Annotated in this window: 16 protein-coding genes and 1 pseudogene; 8 read left to right on the top strand and 9 right to left on the bottom strand. The window is 64.4% G+C overall.

The annotated features are described in order from the left end of the window. Positions 1-26: 26 nt before the first annotated feature. A complete protein-coding gene (locus tag HQ394_RS15890) occupies positions 27-1,346 on the top strand; it encodes a TolC family protein (protein WP_190261040.1) in 1,320 nt (439 codons plus the stop codon). 165 nt (positions 1,347-1,511) lie between these two features. Here the strand turns inward: HQ394_RS15890 and HQ394_RS15895 are convergent, their stop codons facing one another. The 4 genes from HQ394_RS15895 to HQ394_RS15910 all read right to left on the bottom strand — a co-directional run bounded on the left by HQ394_RS15895 (position 1,512) and on the right by HQ394_RS15910 (position 6,459). Continuing rightward, positions 1,512-2,984 (bottom strand): thioredoxin-like domain-containing protein, encoded by a 1,473-nt coding sequence (locus tag HQ394_RS15895; protein ID WP_190261041.1) that lies wholly within the window; start codon positions 2,982-2,984, stop codon positions 1,512-1,514. Positions 2,985-3,271: 287 nt separating this feature from the next. Beyond that, positions 3,272-4,318 carry an extracellular catalytic domain type 2 short-chain-length polyhydroxyalkanoate depolymerase gene (locus HQ394_RS21615; protein WP_190261042.1) on the bottom strand — a complete coding sequence of 349 codons (1,047 nt, stop codon included), beginning with the start codon at positions 4,316-4,318 and terminating at the stop codon, positions 3,272-3,274. Between the two features lie 40 nt (positions 4,319-4,358). Continuing rightward, positions 4,359-5,624, bottom strand: coding sequence for an adenosylhomocysteinase (locus tag HQ394_RS15905; protein ID WP_190261043.1), 1,266 nt, complete (start codon positions 5,622-5,624; stop codon positions 4,359-4,361). Positions 5,625-5,877: 253 nt separating this feature from the next. Next, positions 5,878-6,459, bottom strand: a complete 582-nt coding sequence (locus tag HQ394_RS15910; protein WP_190261044.1) for an EF-hand domain-containing protein — start codon at positions 6,457-6,459, stop codon at positions 5,878-5,880. A 191-nt stretch (positions 6,460-6,650) separates the two neighbouring features. Between HQ394_RS15910 and HQ394_RS15915 the strand changes: the two genes are divergently transcribed. The 4 genes from HQ394_RS15915 to HQ394_RS15930 all read left to right on the top strand — a co-directional run bounded on the left by HQ394_RS15915 (position 6,651) and on the right by HQ394_RS15930 (position 12,531). After that, a complete protein-coding gene (locus HQ394_RS15915) occupies positions 6,651-7,715 on the top strand; it encodes a response regulator (RefSeq protein WP_190261045.1) in 1,065 nt (354 codons plus the stop codon). Positions 7,716-8,066: 351 nt separating this feature from the next. Beyond that, positions 8,067-8,921: an ATP-binding protein gene (locus HQ394_RS15920; protein WP_223292122.1), complete on the top strand. Its 855-nt coding sequence runs from the start codon at positions 8,067-8,069 to the stop codon at positions 8,919-8,921. Between the two features lie 36 nt (positions 8,922-8,957). After that, positions 8,958-10,373: an O-antigen ligase family protein gene (locus HQ394_RS15925; RefSeq protein WP_190261047.1), complete on the top strand. Its 1,416-nt coding sequence runs from the start codon at positions 8,958-8,960 to the stop codon at positions 10,371-10,373. 568 nt (positions 10,374-10,941) lie between these two features. Then, a complete protein-coding gene (locus HQ394_RS15930; RefSeq protein ID WP_190263349.1) occupies positions 10,942-12,531 on the top strand; it encodes an arylsulfatase in 1,590 nt (529 codons plus the stop codon). Between the two features lie 350 nt (positions 12,532-12,881). On the opposite strand, the pseudogene HQ394_RS15935 reads toward HQ394_RS15930, so the two are convergent. Beyond that, positions 12,882-14,090, bottom strand: a pseudogene (locus HQ394_RS15935) (IS256 family transposase). Between the two features lie 669 nt (positions 14,091-14,759). On the opposite strand from HQ394_RS15935, the gene ltrA reads away from it, so the two are divergent. The 3 genes from ltrA to HQ394_RS15955 all read left to right on the top strand — a co-directional run bounded on the left by ltrA (position 14,760) and on the right by HQ394_RS15955 (position 18,124). Next, positions 14,760-16,058: a group II intron reverse transcriptase/maturase gene (gene ltrA, locus HQ394_RS15940; RefSeq protein ID WP_223291639.1), complete on the top strand. Its 1,299-nt coding sequence runs from the start codon at positions 14,760-14,762 to the stop codon at positions 16,056-16,058. Between the two features lie 127 nt (positions 16,059-16,185). Beyond that, positions 16,186-17,130, top strand: a complete 945-nt coding sequence (locus HQ394_RS15945; RefSeq protein WP_190261049.1) for a toll/interleukin-1 receptor domain-containing protein — start codon at positions 16,186-16,188, stop codon at positions 17,128-17,130. A 403-nt stretch (positions 17,131-17,533) separates the two neighbouring features. Continuing rightward, entirely contained in the window at positions 17,534-18,124 is a 591-nt protein-coding gene (locus HQ394_RS15955) for an FkbM family methyltransferase (RefSeq protein WP_223292123.1), read from the top strand. A gap of 126 nt (positions 18,125-18,250) precedes the next feature. Here HQ394_RS15955 and HQ394_RS15960 read toward each other — a convergent pair whose 3' ends face one another. The 4 genes from HQ394_RS15960 to HQ394_RS15975 all read right to left on the bottom strand — a co-directional run bounded on the left by HQ394_RS15960 (position 18,251) and on the right by HQ394_RS15975 (position 21,078). Further along, on the bottom strand, positions 18,251-18,592 hold the full coding sequence (locus HQ394_RS15960) for a hypothetical protein (RefSeq protein ID WP_190261051.1): 342 nt from the start codon (positions 18,590-18,592) through the stop codon (positions 18,251-18,253). Between the two features lie 382 nt (positions 18,593-18,974). After that, complete coding sequence (locus tag HQ394_RS15965; RefSeq protein WP_223291640.1) at positions 18,975-19,259, bottom strand: hypothetical protein; 285 nt, start codon at positions 19,257-19,259, stop codon at positions 18,975-18,977. A gap of 55 nt (positions 19,260-19,314) precedes the next feature. Further along, positions 19,315-20,073: a hypothetical protein gene (locus HQ394_RS15970; RefSeq protein ID WP_190261053.1), complete on the bottom strand. Its 759-nt coding sequence runs from the start codon at positions 20,071-20,073 to the stop codon at positions 19,315-19,317. A 201-nt stretch (positions 20,074-20,274) separates the two neighbouring features. After that, entirely contained in the window at positions 20,275-21,078 is an 804-nt protein-coding gene (locus HQ394_RS15975; RefSeq protein WP_190261054.1) for a methyltransferase domain-containing protein, read from the bottom strand. Positions 21,079-21,122: the final 44 nt, after the last annotated feature.

Genomic DNA, 21,122 nt, shown 5'->3' on the forward strand with positions numbered 1-21,122 from the left:
GGCGTGCCCAGCGTCTCTCGGTCGCCATGGTTCCGCTGGCACTGCTGGTGGCATCTTCACCGGCGGCGGCGCAATCGCTGGACGAGGCTCTCGCCACCGCCTACCAGACCAATCCGAATCTCTCGGCGGCCGAGGCCAGTCTCCGTCGCACCGATGAAGGGGTCTCGCAGGCATTGGCTGGCTGGCGACCTTCCGCCGACCTGTCCGTGGGCGGTGGATATGCGGCCGATCTTGCCGGCACCAGCAGCGGATCCCAGCAGAGCACACTCTCCAGTTCGGAAGGCGCGGTGGTATCCTTTGATTTTCGCGTTCGGCAGCCGATCTATAACTTCATCACCCCAGCAACGGTTGAGCAGGCGAAAAGCAACGTCAAGGCGGAGCGTGCTCGCCTGACGGCCACCGAACAGGACGTGCTGCTGCACGCGACGACAGCGTATCTGGATGTCCTCCGTAACCAGGCGATTCTTGAGGAAACGACGCGACAGCAGCAGCAACTGGAGCGCGATCTGGCGACGGCGCAGCACCGGTTCCAGCTTGGCGAGCTCAGGAATTCCGACGTTGCCCAGTCCGAGGCCAGCGTTGCTCGGGCGCGCTCGCAGCGCACCGTGGCCGAGGGCAACCTTGCCACCGCCCGCGCCGCTTACGTGCAAGTCATCGGCCGACCGCCGGAGACGCTCACGCTGCCGCCCGAACCGCAGGGTCTGCCGGCGTCACAGGAAGAGGCAGTTGCTCGTTCCGCCGACGCCCCGGCGGTGATCGCCGCCAACTACGCGCGCGCGCGCGCGGCCAGTGACGGGATCGACATCAGCAATGGCCAGCAATTGCCACAGTTTGCCATTCAGGGTGACGCCGGTGCTGCCAACCAGTCGATCCTGGCGGTGATGACCGTCCCCTTGGCCCGCGGCGGCGCTCTCGACGCGCAGGTGCGGGCATCAAAGCAACTGCAGATGCAGCGCGAACAGGAACGTGAAGCCCAATTGCGCCAGGCGCAGCAGGAAGCAGTGCAGGCGTGGCAATCCTACCAGAGTGCCAAGTCAAACGTTGACTCGAGTAAGGCGCAGCTCAAGTCGGCACAGATCGCCGCCGACGGCATCCGCCGCGAGGCGTCGCTCGGTTTGCGCACGGTGACCGACGTGCTGATTGCCCAGCAGCAGGTTCTCGATGCCGACGTCAGCCTGATCACCGCCCAGCGTGACACCCTCCTCGGTGCCTATCAGCTTCTTGCCGCCGACGGTGGGTTGACCGCCCAAGGCCTCGGCCTCGATGTACCCTATTACAATCCTAAGGTGCATTACGACCAGGCCCGTACTCAGTTGTGGGGCCGAGACGTCGACCAGGGGAAGTGACCGCCCCCAGCCACGCTAGCGCCGACTCGATCTGCTGACGCGATCCACTCGCGGCCTTTTCAACACGTTTGCGGCGATCGTTGGCAAAGGGCCGGACCCGTCCCTGCCCTTTGGCGAGACCGCCTGGGCCGACGCGGCCGCTATTTTCTTGCGCCCACCTGTCTGTCAGGTTGGCCACAGGTGGGTGGTTCCGCTGCCTGGACGCAGCTCGACGATGCGGTGGTGGTTGGTGTCGGCGACGAGGATGCGATCGGTGCCATCCACACATACACCAGCCGGCTCGCCACCCGTGAGTTCACCATCGCCGGTGCCATTGCGACCGCAGCCGGCCACGGTGGTGACGCAGCGCTGCTCGAGGTCAATCCGGCGCAACATGCTGTTGTAGGTGTCGGCCACCAGAAGGCTACCGTTCCACCAGGCCAGACCGCGGCAGTGCTGCAATCTCGCCGTGGTAAAGTCGCCGTTGCAACAGCCGAAGTCGAACAGGCCGGCACCCACCAGCGTTTCCACCTGTGGCCGGTCGGCGAGCCAGAGGCGGCGAACCGATGAGGACTCGCTGTCGGCAAAGTAGAGGGCGCAGCCGGCGGGATCGAGGGCGAGTCCTGCCGGTTGCGCCAGCTGTGCCGCTGAAGCGTCGCCGTCCTCCAGCGCCTCGCCGCCGGTGCCGGCGAGGGGACGCAGCTCGCCGCGGCTCAGGCTGATCTCTCCCAGCTGGTGGGTGCCGGCATTGGCAAAGAACAGGCGGTCGCCGCTGAGTTCCAGGTCCCACACCGAGGCAAGCTCGGCCTGCCGCGCCGGCAGCGCCTGCTTCAGGATGCAGCCGCGCTCACCGGTTCCGGCGATGGTGCTGACGGCGCCGGTGGCAAGATCGATGTGGCGGATGGCATGGTTGCCGGTATCGGCGACGTAGATGCCCTGGTCATCGCAGATCAGCCCCTGCGGGCTGCGGAACGCGCAGTGGCTGGCGTCCGTATCGACAAAGCCCGGCAACCCGGAGCCGTAGCGCTGCCGTTCCCGGCCGTCGTCATCGAAGACGACGATCTGATGGTGGCCGCTGTCGGCAACGACCCACTGGTTGGCTTTCCCCGGTCGGCGCAGGCGCTTGATCTTGGTGGGAAAGGCGAGGCGGCCGTCACGCGTCGGCGCCACCAGTGAGGGCAGGGGAGTCGGCCTCGGCACGCCTTCTTGCCGCCATTGGCGAATCATCCGGCCGACGCCGGCGAGCAAACGTTCGGTAATCGGTTCGCCTTGCAACTCGCCGACGACCTTGCCGTCGGGGCCGATGAAGACGAGCGTCGGCCAGGCGCAGATGCCATAGGCGCGCCAGAGACAGAAATCGGGATCGTGGATGACCGGGTGGCGGATGCCGAGGCGGCAGATTGCGTTCGCCAGACACTTGGGATCGCGTTCGGCGAGATACTTCGGCGAATGGACGCCGATTACCACCAGGCTCTCACCGAATGTCTCTTCCAGCGTTTGCAGCACCGGCAGGATATGCAGGCAGTTGACGCAGCAAGCGGTCCAGAAATCGAGAATGACCAATCGACCGCGCAGATCGGCGAGCGATAGCGGATACTCGACGTTGAACCAAACCTGACCGCTGCGGCTAAGCTCGGGCGCCGGTGCCAGACCGAACATACGAAGCCGTCTCCCTGCCGCCAATCCGTGGGTTAACCGCCTCGCAAGCATGTGGGGACCGTTCCCGGCCTTTCCAGGGATTGTTTCTGGCGGCGAGGCAGCGGGACAGAATTCCAGCAAAAGAGCTATGGACTTGTAGGCGGGCGGTGGGGCGATGGGCGGCACGCTGGCAAGAGCCGGGATTGAATAACACCCGCCTGAGCAGAGAAATCTTGTCAGAAATATGAGCTGTTACACGGCGATCAGCATTGCAGTAAAGAACATCTGGGGTGCGGCTGCGATAGCTGCTAGTCCTTCGCTTCCAGGCGTTCAATCATCGCCGCAACAGCGCGAATCTGCGGTGCCGACTGCAGATAGTAGTCGTTGCCGGTGAAACCCCACCAGTCCCAGCACGCCTGCGGGTTTGGCCACGGCAGCGTCTGGCCGAGGACGCGCGTGGTGATCGCGGAGGTCTGCGGGTAGAGGACCACGATGCGGTTCGCCTCCGCCCACTGATTGTAGCCGGCGTGGCGGTAGAAGGCGTCGCCAATCTGTGCCGCACTCTGGCCACAGCCGTGGAACGCCACGTGCAGCCGGCAGCCTCCCGCCCTGCACGCCTGGGGGATATAGGCGTATCCTTCCTCGGCGAGGCCGATCGCCTGCTGCGGGGCGAAATACGGCCGCTGATCGAAGGCCACGAAGCTGCTGCGGGCCTCTGTCGGCGGCGTTAGCGGGCCATAGATCTGCTGTAGAAGATTGCCGGCGGCGTCGTACTGGCAGTTGTTGAGGAAGGGCGCGGCAAAGGCGGTACACGGATTGCCGAACCCGGCGGTGATCATGGCGTGATTGGCGTTGATTCCGGTTTCGTAGCGAATGTGTTCGGGGCTGATGAAATGGAGGTAATAGGCCTTGAGGGCATCGACCACCGCTCGCGGCACCAGTGCATCGTCGGTGCCGCTGAACAGGTAGACGCGGGCGTCAGCCAGATGTGCCGGATCGTCGATGCGACCAGCGCGGGCCTGGGTCCGCGTTTCCTCGACCATCGGTGCGATGTCGGGCGCACCGAGGAAGGGCAGCAGGTCGGGCAGGTTCATGCAGCGGGCGAAGACGGTCACCGCGTTCCAGGGGAAGCTGGTGCCGGCGCAGAACCACGGGCCGGCGGCCAGCACCCCCACACCCATGATCGTCGCTGAATGGGCGACCAGCATCTGCGTCGCCATATAGCCGCCGGAGGAAACGCCGGACACCGAGACCTGCGATCGATCGATCGCGAGCTGTGGCAATGGTTCGGCGGCCCGGGCGTCCGTCGACCAGCCGCCGCCGGCGAGGCAGGCNNGAGCAACAGCAAGCAGCATCCAACGCCAATCCGGCCGCGCATCGGCGCCATCGCCCGGATCAGGTCCCTTCTTGCCAGGACTTCAGGTAGGCCTCCTGCTCCGGCGTCAGCACGTCAATGGTCGTGCCGAGGGAAGCGAGCTTGAGGCTGGCGACCTCCATGTCGAGTTCTTCGGGAACCGTGTAGACCTGCTTCGCCAGCGTATTATGGTTGTTGCGGATGTGGACGGCGGCGAGCGCCTGATTAGCGAAGCTCATGTCCATCACCGCCGGCGGGTGACCTTCCGCCGCCGCCAAGTTGACCAGGCGACCTTCGCCGAGGACGCGCAGCCGCCGGCCATCGTGCATCCGATATTCCTCGACGTTTGGTCGTGGCGCGGTCACGCCGCTGCTGGCGGCCTTCAACGCTGGAAGATTGATTTCCACATCGAAGTGGCCGGAGTTGGCCATGATGCAGCCATCCTTCAGTTTGGCGAGATGGTGGCTGTCGACTACGTGCTTGTCGCCGGTGACGGTGATCAGCAGGTCGGTCTGTGGGGCGGCATCGATCAGTTGCATCACCCGGAAACCGTCCATCGACGCTTCGAGCGCCCGCACCGGATTGACTTCGGTGACGATCACTTTGGCGCCAAGACCGGCGGCGCGCATCGCTACCCCGCGGCCGCACCAGCCGTAGCCGCAGATGGTGACCACCTTGCCGGCGATGAGCACGTTGGTCGCCCGCAGGACACCATCGAGCGTGCTTTGCCCGGTGCCGTAGCGGTTGTCGAACATGTGCTTGGTTGCGGCATCGTTGACCGCGATCATCGGATATTCCAGGGCGCCATCGGCGGCCATGGCGCGCAGACGGATAACGCCGGTCGTTGTTTCCTCGGTTCCACCGAGGATGTCCGGCAACAGGTCCCGACGCTTGGTGTGCAGCAGATTGACCAGATCAGCGCCATCGTCGATGGAGATTTGTGGCCGGCTGTCGAGGGCAGCGTGCAGCCGACTGTAGTAGCTGTCGTTGTCATCGCCGCGGTGGGCGAAGACCGAGATGCCGTAGTGCAACGCCAGACTGGCGGCGACGTCGTCCTGCGTGCTGAGCGGGTTGCTGGCGCACAAAGCGACTTCAGCACCGCCGGCAGTCAGGACGCGGGCGAGGTTGGCGGTTTCCGCGGTGACGTGCAGGCAGGCGGCAATCCTGATTCCCGCCAGCGGCCGTGCAGCGACGAAGCGATCGGCCAATAGGCGGAGCACGGGCATTTCGGCATAGGCCCACTCGATTCGGTTGGTTCCTGCCTCGGCGAGGGCGGGATCTTTAATGTCGTACAGGTACGCTGTCATCGAGGGAGCCTCCGATGCGGCATCGAAAACGGAAGGGAAAAGAAATGCGAACAAAACAACTCCCAGCCGTTGTGACAAGCGGCTGCGTTGCGAGACCCTATGCTGTTGCGGCCAGCCGGATCAAGTCTTGCGTCACCGATTGTGTTATTGAGTCCGTTCCGCGGCGACGATTGGCGCCGCCGCGGCGGCGAAGCGGCGAAGCGGCGTAGCGTGGGGTGACCTACCTGTTTCGCTCCTTCGGGCAGAGCGAAGGTTACCGCGGCGGTGCTGCCGGCCCCTTCCTTGGGCCACCTCCCCGCCCGCAGCCGATCTCGTCACCGGCCAGTGCGTCGTCGTTCATATCCCGGGCGGCAAATCGCGCGGCGCTGGCGTTGGCGAATTCTTCGCGACTAATGCTGCCATCGCTGTTGGTATCGATCCTGGCGAACTTTTGCTGGGAGCGTTCGGCGGCTCGTGCCTGACTAAACTGGATGAACTCCTCCTTGCTGATAATTCCATCGTTATTTTTGTCCATCGCGGCGAAAGCTTGCTGGGTCCGCAAGACCTGCATGACCTGAGGGAACTGGGCCAGTTCTTCCACACTCAGCACGCCATCTTTGTTGGTATCGATGGTGACGAACATCTTCGCATGCCCGGCATCGAACTCCTCTTTGGATATCTTGCCGTCGCCGTTGGTATCGAACTGCTGCAGCAGCATCGCCCCTGGTCCGCCGGCACCCGGACATCCCGGACCACCGCCCGGACTTTGGGCGATCGCGACGCCTGAACCGGCGCCAAGAATCAACAGTGCGGCGGCGGCCGTGCGCACCAATGAGCGTTGCATCTTTTCCTCCATCTGCAATCGTCGTTCGCGAACGTCGGCACAAGCCGGCGTGCGAACGGGATGAGATTAGGGTCACTGCATTTCCGGTCGATGTCGGCGACAAGGGCAAACGGTAACGCTCGATGACAATCCCGGGCGCCGCAACATTCTGTTACCAAAGAGCGCCCACTGCAGGGCGCGTCGCAGGGTATGATCGCTCCACGATGGCCAGCACTTCACACATCCTGATTGTCGACGATGACCGCGAAATTCGCGACCTGCTCGGTCGTTTCCTCGTCAAACACGGTTTTCGGATTACCACCGTGGTCGATGGGCGCGAGATGTGGAAGGCGCTTGCCGATCTGGCGATTGATCTCATCGTCCTCGACGTGATGTTGCCGGGCGAGGACGGCCTCGCCCTTTGTCGGCATCTGCGTTCGCGCTCGTCGCTGCCGGTGATCATGCTCACGGCGATGGGCGATGAGGTGGACCGGATTGTTGGTCTCGAAATGGGCGCCGACGACTACCTGGTGAAGCCGTTCAACCCACGTGAGCTGCTGGCCCGGATCAAGGCCGTGTTGCGGCGAACAGCGACCATGGCGCCGGCCGCGACCGAGCAACCGGCCGCAGGCGGTAGCGGTGGACGCGTATTGACCTTCGACGGCTGGTCGCTGCGCTTTGACCAGCGCACGCTGACGTCACCGCAAGGCTTGCTCGTCCCTTTATCCACCGGCGAATTCGATCTCCTGGCAGCCTTCGCCTCGCATCCGCAACGCATCCTCAGTCGCGATCAGTTGCTCGATCTGGCGCGGGGCCGTGACGCCCAGCCCTTCGATCGCAGCATCGATGTCCAGGTCAGTCGTTTGCGGCGGAAAATCGAAACCGATCCCAGCGACCCGGCGCTGATCAAGACCGTCCGCGGCGGCGGNCTATCTGTTCGCGCCCAGGGTGGAACGGCAATGAGCGGGCGTCTGTGGCCGCGCTCGCTGGTGGGACGCTCGGCGCTGGTTCTCCTGCTCGGGGTGGTCGTCTCCAATCTGATCGGGCTGCTGGTTTATTCGGGCGATCGCTTTGACGTACTCACCAGTGCCCGCGGCCAGGATCTGGCGGAGCGGATGGCGGACGTTGTTCGCGTCTTCGAAGCGACTGACCCGGCCGATCGTGCCGGACTTGCCCGGTCGATGCGTCGGCCGGGGCTGTACATCTCCTGGTCGCCAAGCCCGNNCTCGCCCAGGGCGATCTCACTGGCCTCAGCGNNGCCTCCTCATCCGTCGCGCGCTGCTGAGTGAACTGGGCGCCGACTGGAATAATCGCCTGCTGCTTGCCTACGGTCTGCCGCCACGCCCGCCGGGACGCGGGCGCGGCGGCGCCCGCATCGGCGACGCTGGTCCTCCGAGGCCGGATGGCGACGACATCGCCCCGCGCCGCCCGCCCGATGCACCGCCGGGGACGCCAGATATGGCGACCGGGACCAGGGCCGTGATCAGTACCGGGAGAAGAGTGCCCTGATCGGTTCGCTTCGCCTGAGCGACGGCAGCTGGCTCAACTTCGTTACGCCGGCGGCCGCATTCCAGCCGTTTTGGGCGACGCCGCTGTTCTTCGTTGTCGTCGGCAGCACCCTCGCGGTCGCCGCACTATCCCTGTGGGCGGTCCGCCGCGCGGCGCGCCCATTGTCCATGTTCACCTCTGCCGCCGAGCGACTGGGGCGGGACGTGGACGCGCCGCCCTTGGTAGAAGCGGGACCAATCGAAGTTCAGCGGGCGGCTGCGGCCTTCAATCAGATGCAGACTCGGCTGCAGGCGCTGCTACGCGACCGGCTGCAGATGCTGGCGGCGTTGTCACACGACCTTCGCACGCCGATTACGCGATTGAAACTGCGGGCGGAGCTGATCGACGATGAACAGCAGCAACGGAAGATTCTCGCCGATCTCAGCGAGATCCAGTCCATGGTCGAAGCCTCCCTGGCCTTTGCCCGCGATGAAACAAGTCGCGAAGCTGATGTCTCGTTCGACTTGGCGGTGCTGCTACAGACCGTCTGCGAAGAGGCAGAGGACAGCGGTGGCGATGCCAAGTATGACGGCCCGGACCACGCCGCTTACGTCGGGCGGCCGCAGACGTTGAAGCGGGCGTTTGCCAACCTTGTGGACAACGCCGTCAAATACGGTGGCTGTGCTCGCGCCATGCTGGAAGAGTTGCCGGCGACTTTTCGCGTCACAATCGATGATGATGGCCCGGGTATCCCCACAGGCGAGATTGACAAGGTGTTCACACCCTTTTATCGGGTTGAAACGTCGCGCAGTCGCGAAACCGGGGGTGTCGGGCTTGGTCTGGCTGTCGTTCGTTCCGCCGTCAGGCTGCATGGGGGCAACGTCAGCTTGCGCAATCGTGCGGCAGGTGGCCTTAGTGCGGTCATCGAGTTGCCAAAACCGTCTGCGACGTCCTTGTCCGCCAACAGCAACACCGCCAGTCCTACGCCTTCGGACAGTTCTTTCTAAGGCTGAACTCTCCGCCCTCAGGGGATTATGCTAGCCATGAGCGAAACCGCCACCGAGACAGTCGTGCCAGCCGGCCGAACCGACCGGCCATTGCTGTTCTGGTCGTTACTCGCGATCATCACTCTCGCTCCGCTGCCGCTCGGTTGTGTCGACGCCTGGAGCTGGGGGCTGCTGGCTTGCCTCGTCGGCCTCCTCCTCCTGTTGTGGGCCGGGGCCGTTGCCAGCGGACGGCAGTCGCCGGCGTTCGGCATGCGCCGGGTGTGGCCGGTCGTGCTGTTGTTCACGCTGGTGGTGCTTTGGGCCTGGCTGCAAACCCGGTCGTTCACTCCAGCCGCCTGGCACCATCCGCTTTGGGCGCTGGCCGACAGCGCGCTGACCTGGACGCTGCCGGGATCGATCAGCATCGATCCATTTCAGACGGTGTCGGCGATTACTCGTCTGCTGACCTACGGCGGCATCTTCTGGCTCGCGCTGCAGTACGGTCGGCGCAGCAGCCGTGCCCACCGCGCCCTGGTCGTCCTCACCTATGCGGGAGCAATCTATGCTCTGTACGGCCTTATCATGTATTTTCTTGGCCTCGAGCTGATCCTGTTCTTCCGCAAGACGGCCTACGTCAACGATCTGACCAGTACCTTTGTCAACCGCAACAGCTTCGCAACCTTCGCCGGCCTTGCCCTGGTGTGTGCCACGGGGCTGATTACGGTGACCGTCACCAAGGCGACGTTGGTGCAATCGTCCATCGCCGAGAGCCTGTTAAGGATCATCGAAGCCATCGCCGAGAAGGGCTGGCTGCTCGTCGTTTGCTGGCTGACGCTGTTACTGGCGCTGGTGTTGACTCACTCGCGCGCCGGCTTCTTCAGCACGATGCTGGCGCTCGGAGCGTTTCTCGTCGCCGCGGGCATGACGCGCGCGGTTGACCGGCGTCTCGCCATCGGCCTGGGCGGCGTGACGGCGATGGTGCTCACGCTGTTCCTGATGTTCAACGGTCAGCAGATCCTTGTCCGCCTGCTCGAGACCTCCGTGGCGGAGGAAGAGCGGCCGCTGGTCTACGAGCGGGTGATCGCCGCCATTGCCGACAGCGCGACGATCGGCAGCGGTTACGGCACCTTCGAGGAGGTGTTTCGCTTCTATCGGACGGCCGACATTCTCGGAACCTATACCAAGGCGCACAGCGTCTATCTGGAAAACGCGCTGGAGCTGGGGCTGCCGGCGGCGACGGCGCTGTACGGGGTGCTGCTCTCTCTCGCCGTCATCTGCGCCCTGGGCATTCGCCGCCGGCGCCGCGATGCCGTCTATCCCTGCGTCGGCTTGGCAGCGACGGTTCTCGTGGCGGTCCATTCAACGGTGGACTTCAGCCTGCAGATTCCGGCGGTGGCGGCGCTCTACACCTTCCTCATGGGGATAGCCTGCGCCCAGTGCTGGAGCAGTCGCCAGCCGGAAGATGCCTGGTAGCACCAAGTACTAGTCCCGCCGGCACGGATAGGCGCGGGCAACGCCCAGCGCAGCGTTAACGATACGCAATATCCGTTTGCTCCCCTGCATGGCCGCCGATGACGCCGTCGCCGCCAGAGGCGACCACGTCGCCGGTGCAGATGATGTGCGTCGGCGAAATTCCCCGTCGACTGGCTGCCTCGATCAGTGCCGGCGTCGCTTGCAGGTTGCGATAAGGCCCCCAGCGGGCAGGACGGGGCCATCGGTGGTGAATGTCGGCTGGCTGGTCGTGGCGGCGGTCAGGCTCGTGGGGAAGGGGTACGCATTCACCGCCCGGCCCACACGCGGTGTCGGCTGCGGCGGATTCAACATCATCGCGTTTGTGGAACAGAGCGCATTGACAGCGTATGGGCGTACTATTAACACTAGTTAATCGATAGAGATAATTGTGTATGTTGCCGCTTATGGATGTGTGTCGCCATCAGTTTCATCATCTTGAAGGAGAGCTGAGATGATCGGGAATGAGCGAAGATCCCGACGAACGCCCCTCGCGCTTGCCTTGGCTGCCGTCCTGACGATGGCGACGCTCATGCCGGCGAACGCGGCCGCCGACCGGCCAAATTTCCTCCTCATTGTTGCCGATGACCTGGGCTACTCCGATCTCGGCGCTTTCGGCGGTGAGATTCACACGCCCAACCTGGACGGTTTGGCGCGACAGGGCTTGCGCTTCACCCAATTCCATTCCCAGTCGGTCTGCGCGCCAACCCGCGCCGAACTCCTCACCGGGACTGACACCCACATCGCCGGCATCGGCTGGATGGGTGGCGGTCCGGCGGAGACGCAAGGCAAGCCGGGGTACGAGGACTATCTCAACGACCGGGTTGCCGCCCTGCCGGAACTGTTGCAAGCGGCGGGCTATTACACGCTGATGGCCGGTAAGTGGCATCTCGGCGCCACCCTCGACAGGTCACCACAGGCGCGTGGCTTCGAGCACTCGTTCGGGCTTCTGGGAGGCGGTCAGCTGCACTTCAAGCGGACAGCGGGTGTGCCCAACTCGCCGATTGCCAACATTCCTTACGCCGAAGACGGCAAGCTCGTTGATGTGCCGGATGATTTCTATTCATCCGACTTCTATGCCACTAAACTGCTCGAGTATCTGAAGCTGCGGCAGACGAATCACGACGATCGACCGTTCTTCGCTTACCTTACCTTTACCGCGCCACACTGGCCGCTGCAGATTCCACCGGAGGATAAGGACAAATACCGCGGCCGCTACGATGCCGGGCCTGCAGCATTGCGTCGTGAGCGTCTGCAGCGGCAGATCGCACTCGGCTTGTTGTCGCCGGCGGCGGCAGCGGACGCTCATCCCTTNCCAGTACGGAACCCCTGGGGCAAGCTCACCAGCGAGGAGCGGGCCATATCGAGCCGCAAGATGGAAATCTATGCGGCGATGGTCGATCGCCTTGATCGCAACGTCGGTCGGGTGATCCGTCGTCTCCGCCAGACCGGCGAACTCGACAATACGGTGATCATCTTCCTGGCCGACAACGGTGCCGAAGGCAGCCGGATCATCCCGCCTACCGGCTGGGACAACCGGCTTGAGAACCTCGGTAACGTCACCTCCTTCGTCGGTTACGGAATCCAGTGGGCACAGGCGGCGACCGCGCCGTCCCGGCTGCAGAAGGAGTATGTGAGTGAAGGCGGGATTCGCGTTCCAGCATTCATCACCTACCCTGGGGTGCGGCGGCAGCATTCGATCGGGCGGGCGTTCGCGACCGTTCAGGATATCACGCCGACGATCCTCGACCTGGCCGATGTCGACCATCCGGATACGTTCAAGGCACGGCCGGTTGAACCGATGCGCGGCACGTCGCTGGTGCGTTACCTGAACAATCTTGCGGACAGCGTGCACGGGCCGGACGAGGTCTTCGGTTGGGAGCAATTCGGCATGCGTGCCGTCCGCCTCGACAATTGGAAGGCGATTTATCAGCAGGAGCCGGACGGTCGCGCGCCGCGCTGGCAGCTATACAACCTGCGCACGGATCCGGGCGAGCAAGACAACCTCGCGCCCTGGTGGCCAGGGCGTATCGCCGCCATGCGGCTGCTGTGGCAGCAGTATGCCGAGGCGGTGGGCGTTGTCGTCCTGCCACCGAGCGGGTTTGTGCCCGAACCGTATTGACCCTCTGACAAAGACCAGCCTGCGATGTCGGCAGCCGAGCAATGGGAACCGCCCTGGCCTTGCCGACAACGCCCATTGCGTCCTGTTCGAGCGACATAACTCCGACTTTCCTAAGGTCATCGACCGCAGGAAGGCGCACGGCCCCGGACATCGGGCTCCCCCTTGTCCGGGCCTCCCTCCGCCGCACCTCGCAATTGCCCAGGAGCACCTGCCCCCAGCGCCGACGATGTGATCGACGGCGGCGGCGGCAGCGGGGCCAATGATCATTATCCTGGCGGGGGCGCCCGGTATCCCGGGATCACGTCCGTCAAGCTGGTGGAAATTCGGGTGTGATTTGAAGTGGCCATGGGTCATGCGGCTTGTGGTGTAGCATCAAGCAGGTGATCGTTGCCTGGGCCAGTGTTGAGCTCGGCCATGCCTTCGATCTGCATGTAACGGTGCTGGAGCTGCCAGTCGTCGTTGGCCTTGAGGAGGACGGCGCCGATGAGCCGCACGATCGAGTCCTCGTTGGGGAAGATGCCAACGACATCGGCCCGTCGCTTGACCTCTTTGTTTAGGCGTTCCAATGGGTTGGTGGAGTGCAACTTGGTCCGGTGCTGGCTGGGGAAGGTCATGTAGGCGAGCACGTCGGCTTCGCTGTCGATGATGAAGTCGGCAAGCTTCGGCCAGCGGACGCGCATCATGTCGGCGACGTGCAGCAGCGCCGTCCGCGCCGTCGCATGATCGGGCTGCTGGAACGCCTGGCGCAGTGCGGCGGCGACCATGGTGTGCCGGCCCTTCGGCACGTAAGCGAGCGCATTGCGGGTCCAGTGCACCCGGCAGCGTTGCCAGGTGGCGCCGAGGACGCGGACGATCGCCGCCTTCAACCCCTCGTGGGCGTCGGAGATCACCAATTTGATGCCGGTGAGGCCGCGAGCCTTGAGGCTCTTCAGGAAATCCGACCAGAACACCTCGGCCTCCGACGGGCCGATGTGCAAGCCAATGATCTCGCGCCGGCCGTCGGTGTTGACGGCAACGGCGATTATCGCCGCCACCGAGACAATCCGGCCGGCCGCCCGAACCTTCAGGTAGGTGGCATCGAGCCACAGGTACGGCCATTCGCCGGCGAGGGGGCGGGTCAGGAAGCTGTTCACCCGCTCGTCGATGTCCTTGCACAGCTTGCTGACGGAGGACTTGGAAATGCCGGTCATCCCCATCGCCTGTACCAGTTCGTCGACCCGGCGGGTGGAGACGCCGCCGATCTAGGCTTCCTGGATCACCGATACCAAAGCTTTCTCTACCGTCCGGCGCGGCTCCAGGAAGCCGGGGAAGTACGACCCTTGGCGCAGCTTCGGGATCCACAGGTTGAGAGACCCCAGCCGCGTCTCCAGCGTCCGGTCACGATAGCCGTTGCGATAGGTCAGTCGACCGTCCGCGCGTTCATGCCGGCCGGCGCCGATCAGCGCCTCAACGTCGGCGTCCATGATGATCTGCAGCACCGTCTCCGCCAGCGCACGCAGGAAATTGCCGTCGTCGGCCTTCTGAATTGCTTCGATCAGCGCCATTCTGTCCTCGGTCATCGGGGTCTCNNCTCGGTTCCCGGTGAAGCGTCGCAACTCCACCCTAGCCGACAGTCCCGATGGCTACCTCATCACCGCGGCGCGCCTGCGCCAGACTCGTCGCCGGTCGCTCCGGCGCGCCGCTCGCCGCTAATTTCCACCATCTCCTCGGAGTACGTCATGCAAAGCTGATGAATGCCTATGAGTGGAAGTCTCATCTGGCCAAAGCCGTAGCGGGCGGGCCGGGACCGAGTCTTGCGGGCGTCGTGGTAACGCGGGGTCTGAAGTGTAGACAGGGGCCATACGGGGTGCGGGATTGAGCCTCGAAAGGTGGAAGATCGCGAAGGCCGAGAGGGTTCCCAGTCTCGAAGGCAGCACGTGCGTCATCGTTATGCGAGATGACGTCGCTTCGCCGGGGTCGAAGGCCGGATCACGTATGGAAGGTATTCACCGGAACATGAGAGGCCCGACCGGGTCCGCCAGATTGGTCGCTGGCGGGGGATGGGGGCGAGGCGATGCCAGAGCCGTCATCCGAGCTGAGGTCGGGAGTCGGACTGGTTCGTACTACCGATGACGCCGTCGAAGGAAACGAGACGCGCCGAGGGAAGGGACCAGCCCGGAAGGAGCCTACGCGAGGGGAGCCGGGTCCGGACCCAGAGCCGGGCAGCCCTGCCATCCAACCTCGCACGGGTGAACGCGGCGGCCCGCTCGGCCGTCCAGACCCGGTTCACCGCTCTGCTGCACCACGTTGACGTCGAGGCGCTCGAAAGGGCGTTCAGGCGCCAGAAGCGGCGAGCAAGTGCGGGAGTCGATGGGATCACGGTGGCGGACTACGAGCAGAACTTGGAGACCAACCTCCACGACCTCTGCGCACGGGTCCACACCGGGCGCTACCGGCCGCAGCCGGTTCGGCGTGTCTACATCCCGAAAGCCGATGGCGGTCGGCGGCCGCTTGGCGTGCCGACCCTGGAGGACAAGATCGTCCAGGGTGCGGTAGCCGAGGTGCTGAGTGCTGTCTACGAGGCCGACTTCCTCGGGTTCTCCTACGGCTTCCGGCCTGGGCGGAACCCACACATGGCTCTGTCATCGTTGCACACCGCGATCATGAGCCAGCGCACGAACTGGGTGCTCGATGCTGACATCCGTAGCTTTTTCGACTCGGTTGACCACGAGTGGCTGCTGCGGATGCTGGCGCATAGGGTGGCCGATCCTCGGGTTCTCCGGCTGATCCGGATGTGGCTCGAGGCCGGCATCCTGGAGAGCGATGAGTGGCGCGAGACGGAGCAAGGAACGCCGCAAGGGGCGGGCATCAGCCCGCTGCTGGCCAACATCTTCCTGCATTACGTGCTCGATCTGTGGGTCCATCGATGGCGTGGTCGGCACGCACGCGGTCGGGTGTCGGTCGTGCGCTACGCCGATGACTTCGTTATGGGCTTCGAGAGCGCGGCCGATGCACGGCGGATGCTGGCCGACCTCAAGGAACGGCTGGCCAAGTTCGGCTTGTCGCTTCACGAGGACAAAACGCGACTGATCGAGTTTGGCCGCCTACCGGCCATGGCTCGGCAACAGCGCGGCACGCGGCGTCCGGAGACCTTCGCCTTTCTCGGGTTTACCCACTACTGCGGGTGGACCCGTGACGGCAGGTTCATCGTCAAGCACAAGACGCAGAGCAACCGCCTGACGCGCAAGCTCAAGGAGGTGCGCCAGGAAGCGTTGCGGCGCATGCACGCGCCGCTGGCCGAGCAGCATCGCTGGTACGCCAGCGTGCTCCGCGGGCATTACGGCTATTTCGGCATGCCGCACAACTGGCGCTCGCTGAACGGGTTCCTGCGGGAAGTCCGGCGCATCTGGTTCCGCTGCCTGAAGCGGCGAAGCCAGAAGAACCGGCGTATGGGCTGGGACTGGTTCGACGCTCTGACCGCGTGCTTGCCCTTGCCACAGCCTCGCATCACCCACCCCTGGATACCACGTGCGGCCCGATGCGGGTGACTTCCGGGAAGAGCCGGGTGCGGGAAAGCCGCCTGCCCGGATCTGTGAGGGCGGAGCCGAATGGCCGAGCTACTCGACCGCTAACTATCCCGGTGACCGACGTCCGCAACCGCTGTAGGAATAGCGCATGGCCGACATTTTTCTCAGCTATGCGCGCGAGGATCGCGCCAGTGCCCAGGCGTTGGCCGAGGCGCTGGCCTTGGAAGGCTGGTCGGTGTGGTGGGATCACCGGATCATCGTCGGCGAGGCCTTCGATCAGGCGATCGAGCGGGAACTGCACGCGGCGAAAAGCGTGGTCGTGCTCTGGTCGGACCATTCGGTTGCCAGCGAGTGGGTGAAGAATGAAGCCGCCGTGGCCGCCGAGCGCGGCGTCCTCGTGCCGGTGCTGATCTCCAATATCAGGCCGCCGCTCGAATTTCGCCGCCGGCAAACCGCGGATTTGACCGACTGGGCAGGCGATGCCGCACGCCCGGGCTTCCAGGCGCTGTGTGAAGGCGTGCGGGCGACGATCGGCGCCGCCGCTCCGTCCCGTCGCCGGGACCCTTCCTGCAGGGCGTGGAAGCGGCGGCAAGCGTTGGCGTTGGGCGCTGGTGGCGCTGGCGATCCTGGCGCTGGCGCTCGGCACCGGCCTGTGGTCCATGCATCGGCCCGCCGTACCGCCACCCATCATTGCGACGCCGCAGAGCGAGCGTCCAGCTACCGACGCNNCGCACCCCCTGGCGCTGCCACAACTCCTAACGCGGCCGCTCCCTCCGTCACCGGCACGGCGGCCGCGACAACCAGCTTGACCGATCTGGTGGTGGGAACCTATGTCGGTGCCGTCATCGCTGACTCGCGCGGCAGTTCACGCAACGATGTGACACTGACCATCCGCAAGATCGACGCCCGGACGGTGCGCGTCAGCGCCGATTATACGCGCTTGGGGACCGTGGATGTGGACCTCGATCGCATCGACAACCTGATCCTCAGTACCGGTGGCGATACGACGTTGCGCCTTGATCTCGACCGCACGCCGCCGACCCTCGACTACAACCCGCATGGCGAGGTCGCCTTCAGCGGTCGTAAGCATTAGCGTGGCGGGTCACTGCTGGCGGAACCATCTGAGTGTTCAGATGGCCACAGCTACGCTCGATGGTAACCTCTTCGCCCGTTGCCACCAGACGTGAGGTAGGCCTTGGCGTTGGCGCAGGATCAGCCACAAGGGCATTCGGATACAGTGTTGAAAAAGCCGTCTTCCTCGTCCTCGGATCGCCCAGGTTTCTGGCGCCTGCTGCGCCGCCGCGAACGTGACGCCGTAGCCCAGAGCGAGGAAGGCAGCGAGACTGAGGAGAGCGCCAAGGTCGAGGAGAGCGCCAAGCCCGAGGAAAGCACCGCGACCGCACCGTCGCTGACGTTCCACGGACAATTCATCCCACCCGTCGACCAGGTGATCTACGAACGATACTTCGGTCACTCCCTGCTCCGGGGCACCCTGCCTGGAGTGTGGTGCATTCGACGGCGTGGTGGAGAGTTCGTGCCTGTTCTTCGCCGAGACGATGGGTTGGCGCGCCATCAACCTCGAAGCATCGCCGCCGATCTACCACAAGCTATGCCAAAACCGGCCTGATGCACTCAATATTCACGCCGCCCTGTCCGATAGCGACGGTAGCATCTCCTTCACTCACGCCATTCACCCGCGCCTGGGGCAGGATTTCGGCAACGGCAGCGTCGCTCACAGCGAGGCGCATCGCGTCGAACTGGACAGCCTGGGCTGTGACTATGAAACATTCGTCGTGCCACGACGCAGTTACCGTTCACTGATCGAGGAGCACGGCATCCGCTCCCTCGACCTGATGGTGCTGGACGTGGAAGGGCATGAATTGGCAGCCATCGAAGGCATGCGCGGCAGCGCCGTACTGCCGACGGTGCTCTGCATCGAATTCGGTCACGTTGGCCTAGAGCAATTGACGCAGATCATGGCCGAGGTGGGTTACACCTTCGATACCACGTCCCATGCCAACGCCTTCTTCCTTCGCACTGACAAGCAAACACCCCACCGGCCGCGTTCGTCCCGCGGCGCCGGTTAACCTACCCGGTTAGCCTACTAAGTCGCACCCTCATGCCCCATGGTCGCGCCGGGGTTGCCACACTTGCCGGCGCCTCGCTCAAGGGCCTTTTGTCGCGGCTGAGTTGCGGCTGATGTCTGAACCCTTTCAGGTGGTGTGGGCGCGACCCATCGCCGTCTCGTCGGCTGTTTTCTCTGCCTCCTGCGCCCCGCTCGCGGGAGTGCCCATGGCGAGTTCGTCGCGTTTCTCCTCCGCCTGCTGGCTTGCCGTCGCGAGCGTGCCGATCGCCGTCTCATCGGCCTGCTGAATCGCTGCTTCCGCCGCCGTTGCCGTGCGGCCCATGGCTTCTTCGGCAGCGCGGCGCTGGCCGGCCGACACCTCGGTTGCTGCTTCGCCCATGGCCACTTGGTCCGCCCGCTGTGCCGCGGCTTCCCCCGCGCTCGCTGCCGTGCCCATCGCCTTCTCGCTCAATGTCTTTTCGTCGGTCATTTGGTCTTACTCCCATCGCGCCTGACGTCGGCGGTTTAAACGCTTTGGACTGCGTTCTGCCGGCTTGAGATCGGTGCCCGGAACAAATAAGACATGGTATCGTCATCGCCGCCGTTACACCCTTGCCGCACTCGGTTTGCCGCCAGCGCTAACGAACACCCGCTACAAGTCATCACCCATCCAACACCCAGTCCGCTTGGATGTGCGACGCTCCTCGGATGTGAGGCGATGGCGGCAAGGCATCGCCGAAGAAAGGCGGCACAGGGCAGCATTGATGTGAACACAGCGCGGGATCGTCTCGCACGTCGGTTTGCGGGCCGGAGCTGAGTCCTTTTCCGCTGCACCCACCATCACCTGCCAGCGCCCCGACAGATCACCGCCCTTAGGGCATCTCTTGCGGCGAGCGCCGACGCGTCAGCGCCCACCACCACAGCAAGACGACGTTGAGGACGATCGAGCCGGTGATCAGGGCGATGTTGATAGCAACCGACTCCTCCGCGTAGACGTCCAGCAGCGACCACAGGAACGTCCAGGGCAAACCGGCCAACAGCGCATAGACCGCGGCAAGCGGATCATCCCACGGAATGGCGAAGCCGATGACGAGGGCACCCATGCCGGCGAGCGTGTAGATTGCGGCGATCGTCATGAGGATGCGACGCATCGTCATCGATGGAGGCTTTTCGCAATCTGCACTCTTGCCACTGCCGCCACACCGACGGCGTTCAACCGCCGTTCACCACCGCTTTCGGAATAACGTAAAAGTGGAAGTCGTCGACGCCGATCGACCACTCGTCGCTGGTCTTCTCGGCCGTCACCTTGTGATTGGGATAGCGGCTCGTCACCTTATCGCCGGCAAAGACGAGAACGGTCTCGACCTGGTCGGGCTGTAGCTTGACGTCAAAACCGACCGCGGCGAGATGGACCTCGGCGTTGCCGGGGGCACCACGGATCACCCCGAACGAGCATTGCGCCGAGCCTTTCGGATCCGTACCGACTGAGCACGGCACCGTACCGGTGGCCTGGTAGGCTGTTCCTGCCACCTTCGCATCGTCGGTCCGTGCCTCGCCGGCGGGAGCGTTGATGCCCACAGCCAGCGTGTATGCTGCCACTTCATTGCGCCGTGCGGCACTGCGCATGAGAAAGACGCGGATCCGGTAATCACCATCGACGGGCAGGGTTCCGGTCCAGGCGTTGCCCAGGTTGGTGCCGATGGCGATCGCGTCGTCCGAGCCCGGTGGAAGCACGTTAAAATAGTTGGCACCATTATTGGTCTTGAGAGTGACGCTCATCGTCTGTCCGGCCTTGGCGCCGAGCACGTAGTCGATCGTCTCATAGCCTTTGATCGAGCCCTTGATCGTCGCCGATGAAGCGCCGGCGTGAAAACTGACCCGTTCCTGGCGGATTTCTCCTGCCAGAGATGACGTCAGTTGGCCGGTGAACGCGACCATAAAAGCAAGCAAAAAGATCCCAAACACCTTCACGACCTTGACCTCCTCAGAAACAGCAGCTGATTAGGCTCTTGCTTCGATCGTGCAGAGCCTTCGCCGGCATTTACGCTGCTTGCCCAACACCGGGACGCCGGCCTGCTTTCATTTCACCTGTAACTCCATTCTCGCCACACATCAACCATTGGTTGCGACTGCATTATCGTGGATGCCGTCCGGTTCTCCGTGCAGGCGCGACTACATCCTCCCCGTCACCGTGTGGATCACCAGGCGGGCGGCGAAATGGCCGTTGCCGGCGTGTTCGATCATGCTCGCGACGGTCCGCTCGGCCGTCGGTGCATCGATCAGCCCTTTCGTCACGCAGCGGCGGATGGTTTCGGTGATGTCGAACACCCGATCGGCGGCGATCCAGTCGCGCACGATGATCGTCTGCGTCAGGTGGCCGCTGGTGGCGAGACCTCCGACGGCGAACAACGCCGCCAGTTGACGACCGATCCGCGGGTTGCGAAAGCCGGCGGTCCACTCGGCGATAATTGTCGTGACAGCCGGATCGTCGTCGGCGCCGAGAGAGAAACTCGCCCAGTCCGGCTCCGACGCGGCGACAATGCCGCCCGGCCGGGTGACCCGCTTCATCTCGGCGACGACCATTCCCGGTGCTTCGATGTGCTGCAGCGCGCGGTCGATCCGCACCGCATCGAACACCCCGTCGGCGCATGGCAGCCGGCGGGCGTCGGCGGCGAGCAGCGCAACACCATCGCAGCCGGCAAGTTGCTGCCGCGCGGCGGCGAGCAGCGCCCGGCTGGCGTCGAACCCAACCACCTGCCCCAGCGGTGCGCGCCGCTGCAGCCGGACGAGATCGAAGCCGAGGCCGCAGGCAACATCGGCGACGCGAGACGCCGCGGTCAAGCCAAGGCCGTCGATCGCCTGGTCTTTGTAGGCGCGAAAGTCGGCGAGATCGTCGATGAAGGCGAGGCAGCCGGCGAGCTTCTGCCAATCAGCCGCCGTATCTACCCACCGGAACCCGTCCGCCAGACATGTCATCGCCATTACCTCGCTGTCAGGCGTGTGCTGTCACCGTCACCCCG

It is taken from the genome of Defluviicoccus vanus, from assembly GCF_014672695.1.
GTDB lineage: Bacteria > Pseudomonadota > Alphaproteobacteria > Rhodospirillales > Defluviicoccaceae > Defluviicoccus > Defluviicoccus vanus.

Coding starts and splice junctions, on each gene's coding strand:
- HQ394_RS15890 (WP_190261040.1), top strand. CDS start 27: ATGGTTCCGCTGGCACTGCTGGTGGCATCTTCACCGGCGGCGGCGCAA.
- HQ394_RS15895 (WP_190261041.1), bottom strand. CDS start 2,984: ATGTTCGGTCTGGCACCGGCGCCCGAGCTTAGCCGCAGCGGTCAGGTT.
- HQ394_RS15905 (WP_190261043.1), bottom strand. CDS start 5,624: ATGACAGCGTACCTGTACGACATTAAAGATCCCGCCCTCGCCGAGGCA.
- HQ394_RS15910 (WP_190261044.1), bottom strand. CDS start 6,459: ATGGAGGAAAAGATGCAACGCTCATTGGTGCGCACGGCCGCCGCCGCA.
- HQ394_RS15925 (WP_190261047.1), top strand. CDS start 8,958: ATGAGCGAAACCGCCACCGAGACAGTCGTGCCAGCCGGCCGAACCGAC.
- HQ394_RS15960 (WP_190261051.1), bottom strand. CDS start 18,592: ATGACCGACGAAAAGACATTGAGCGAGAAGGCGATGGGCACGGCAGCG.
- HQ394_RS15965 (WP_223291640.1), bottom strand. CDS start 19,259: ATGACGATGCGTCGCATCCTCATGACGATCGCCGCAATCTACACGCTC.
- HQ394_RS15975 (WP_190261054.1), bottom strand. CDS start 21,078: ATGACATGTCTGGCGGACGGGTTCCGGTGGGTAGATACGGCGGCTGAT.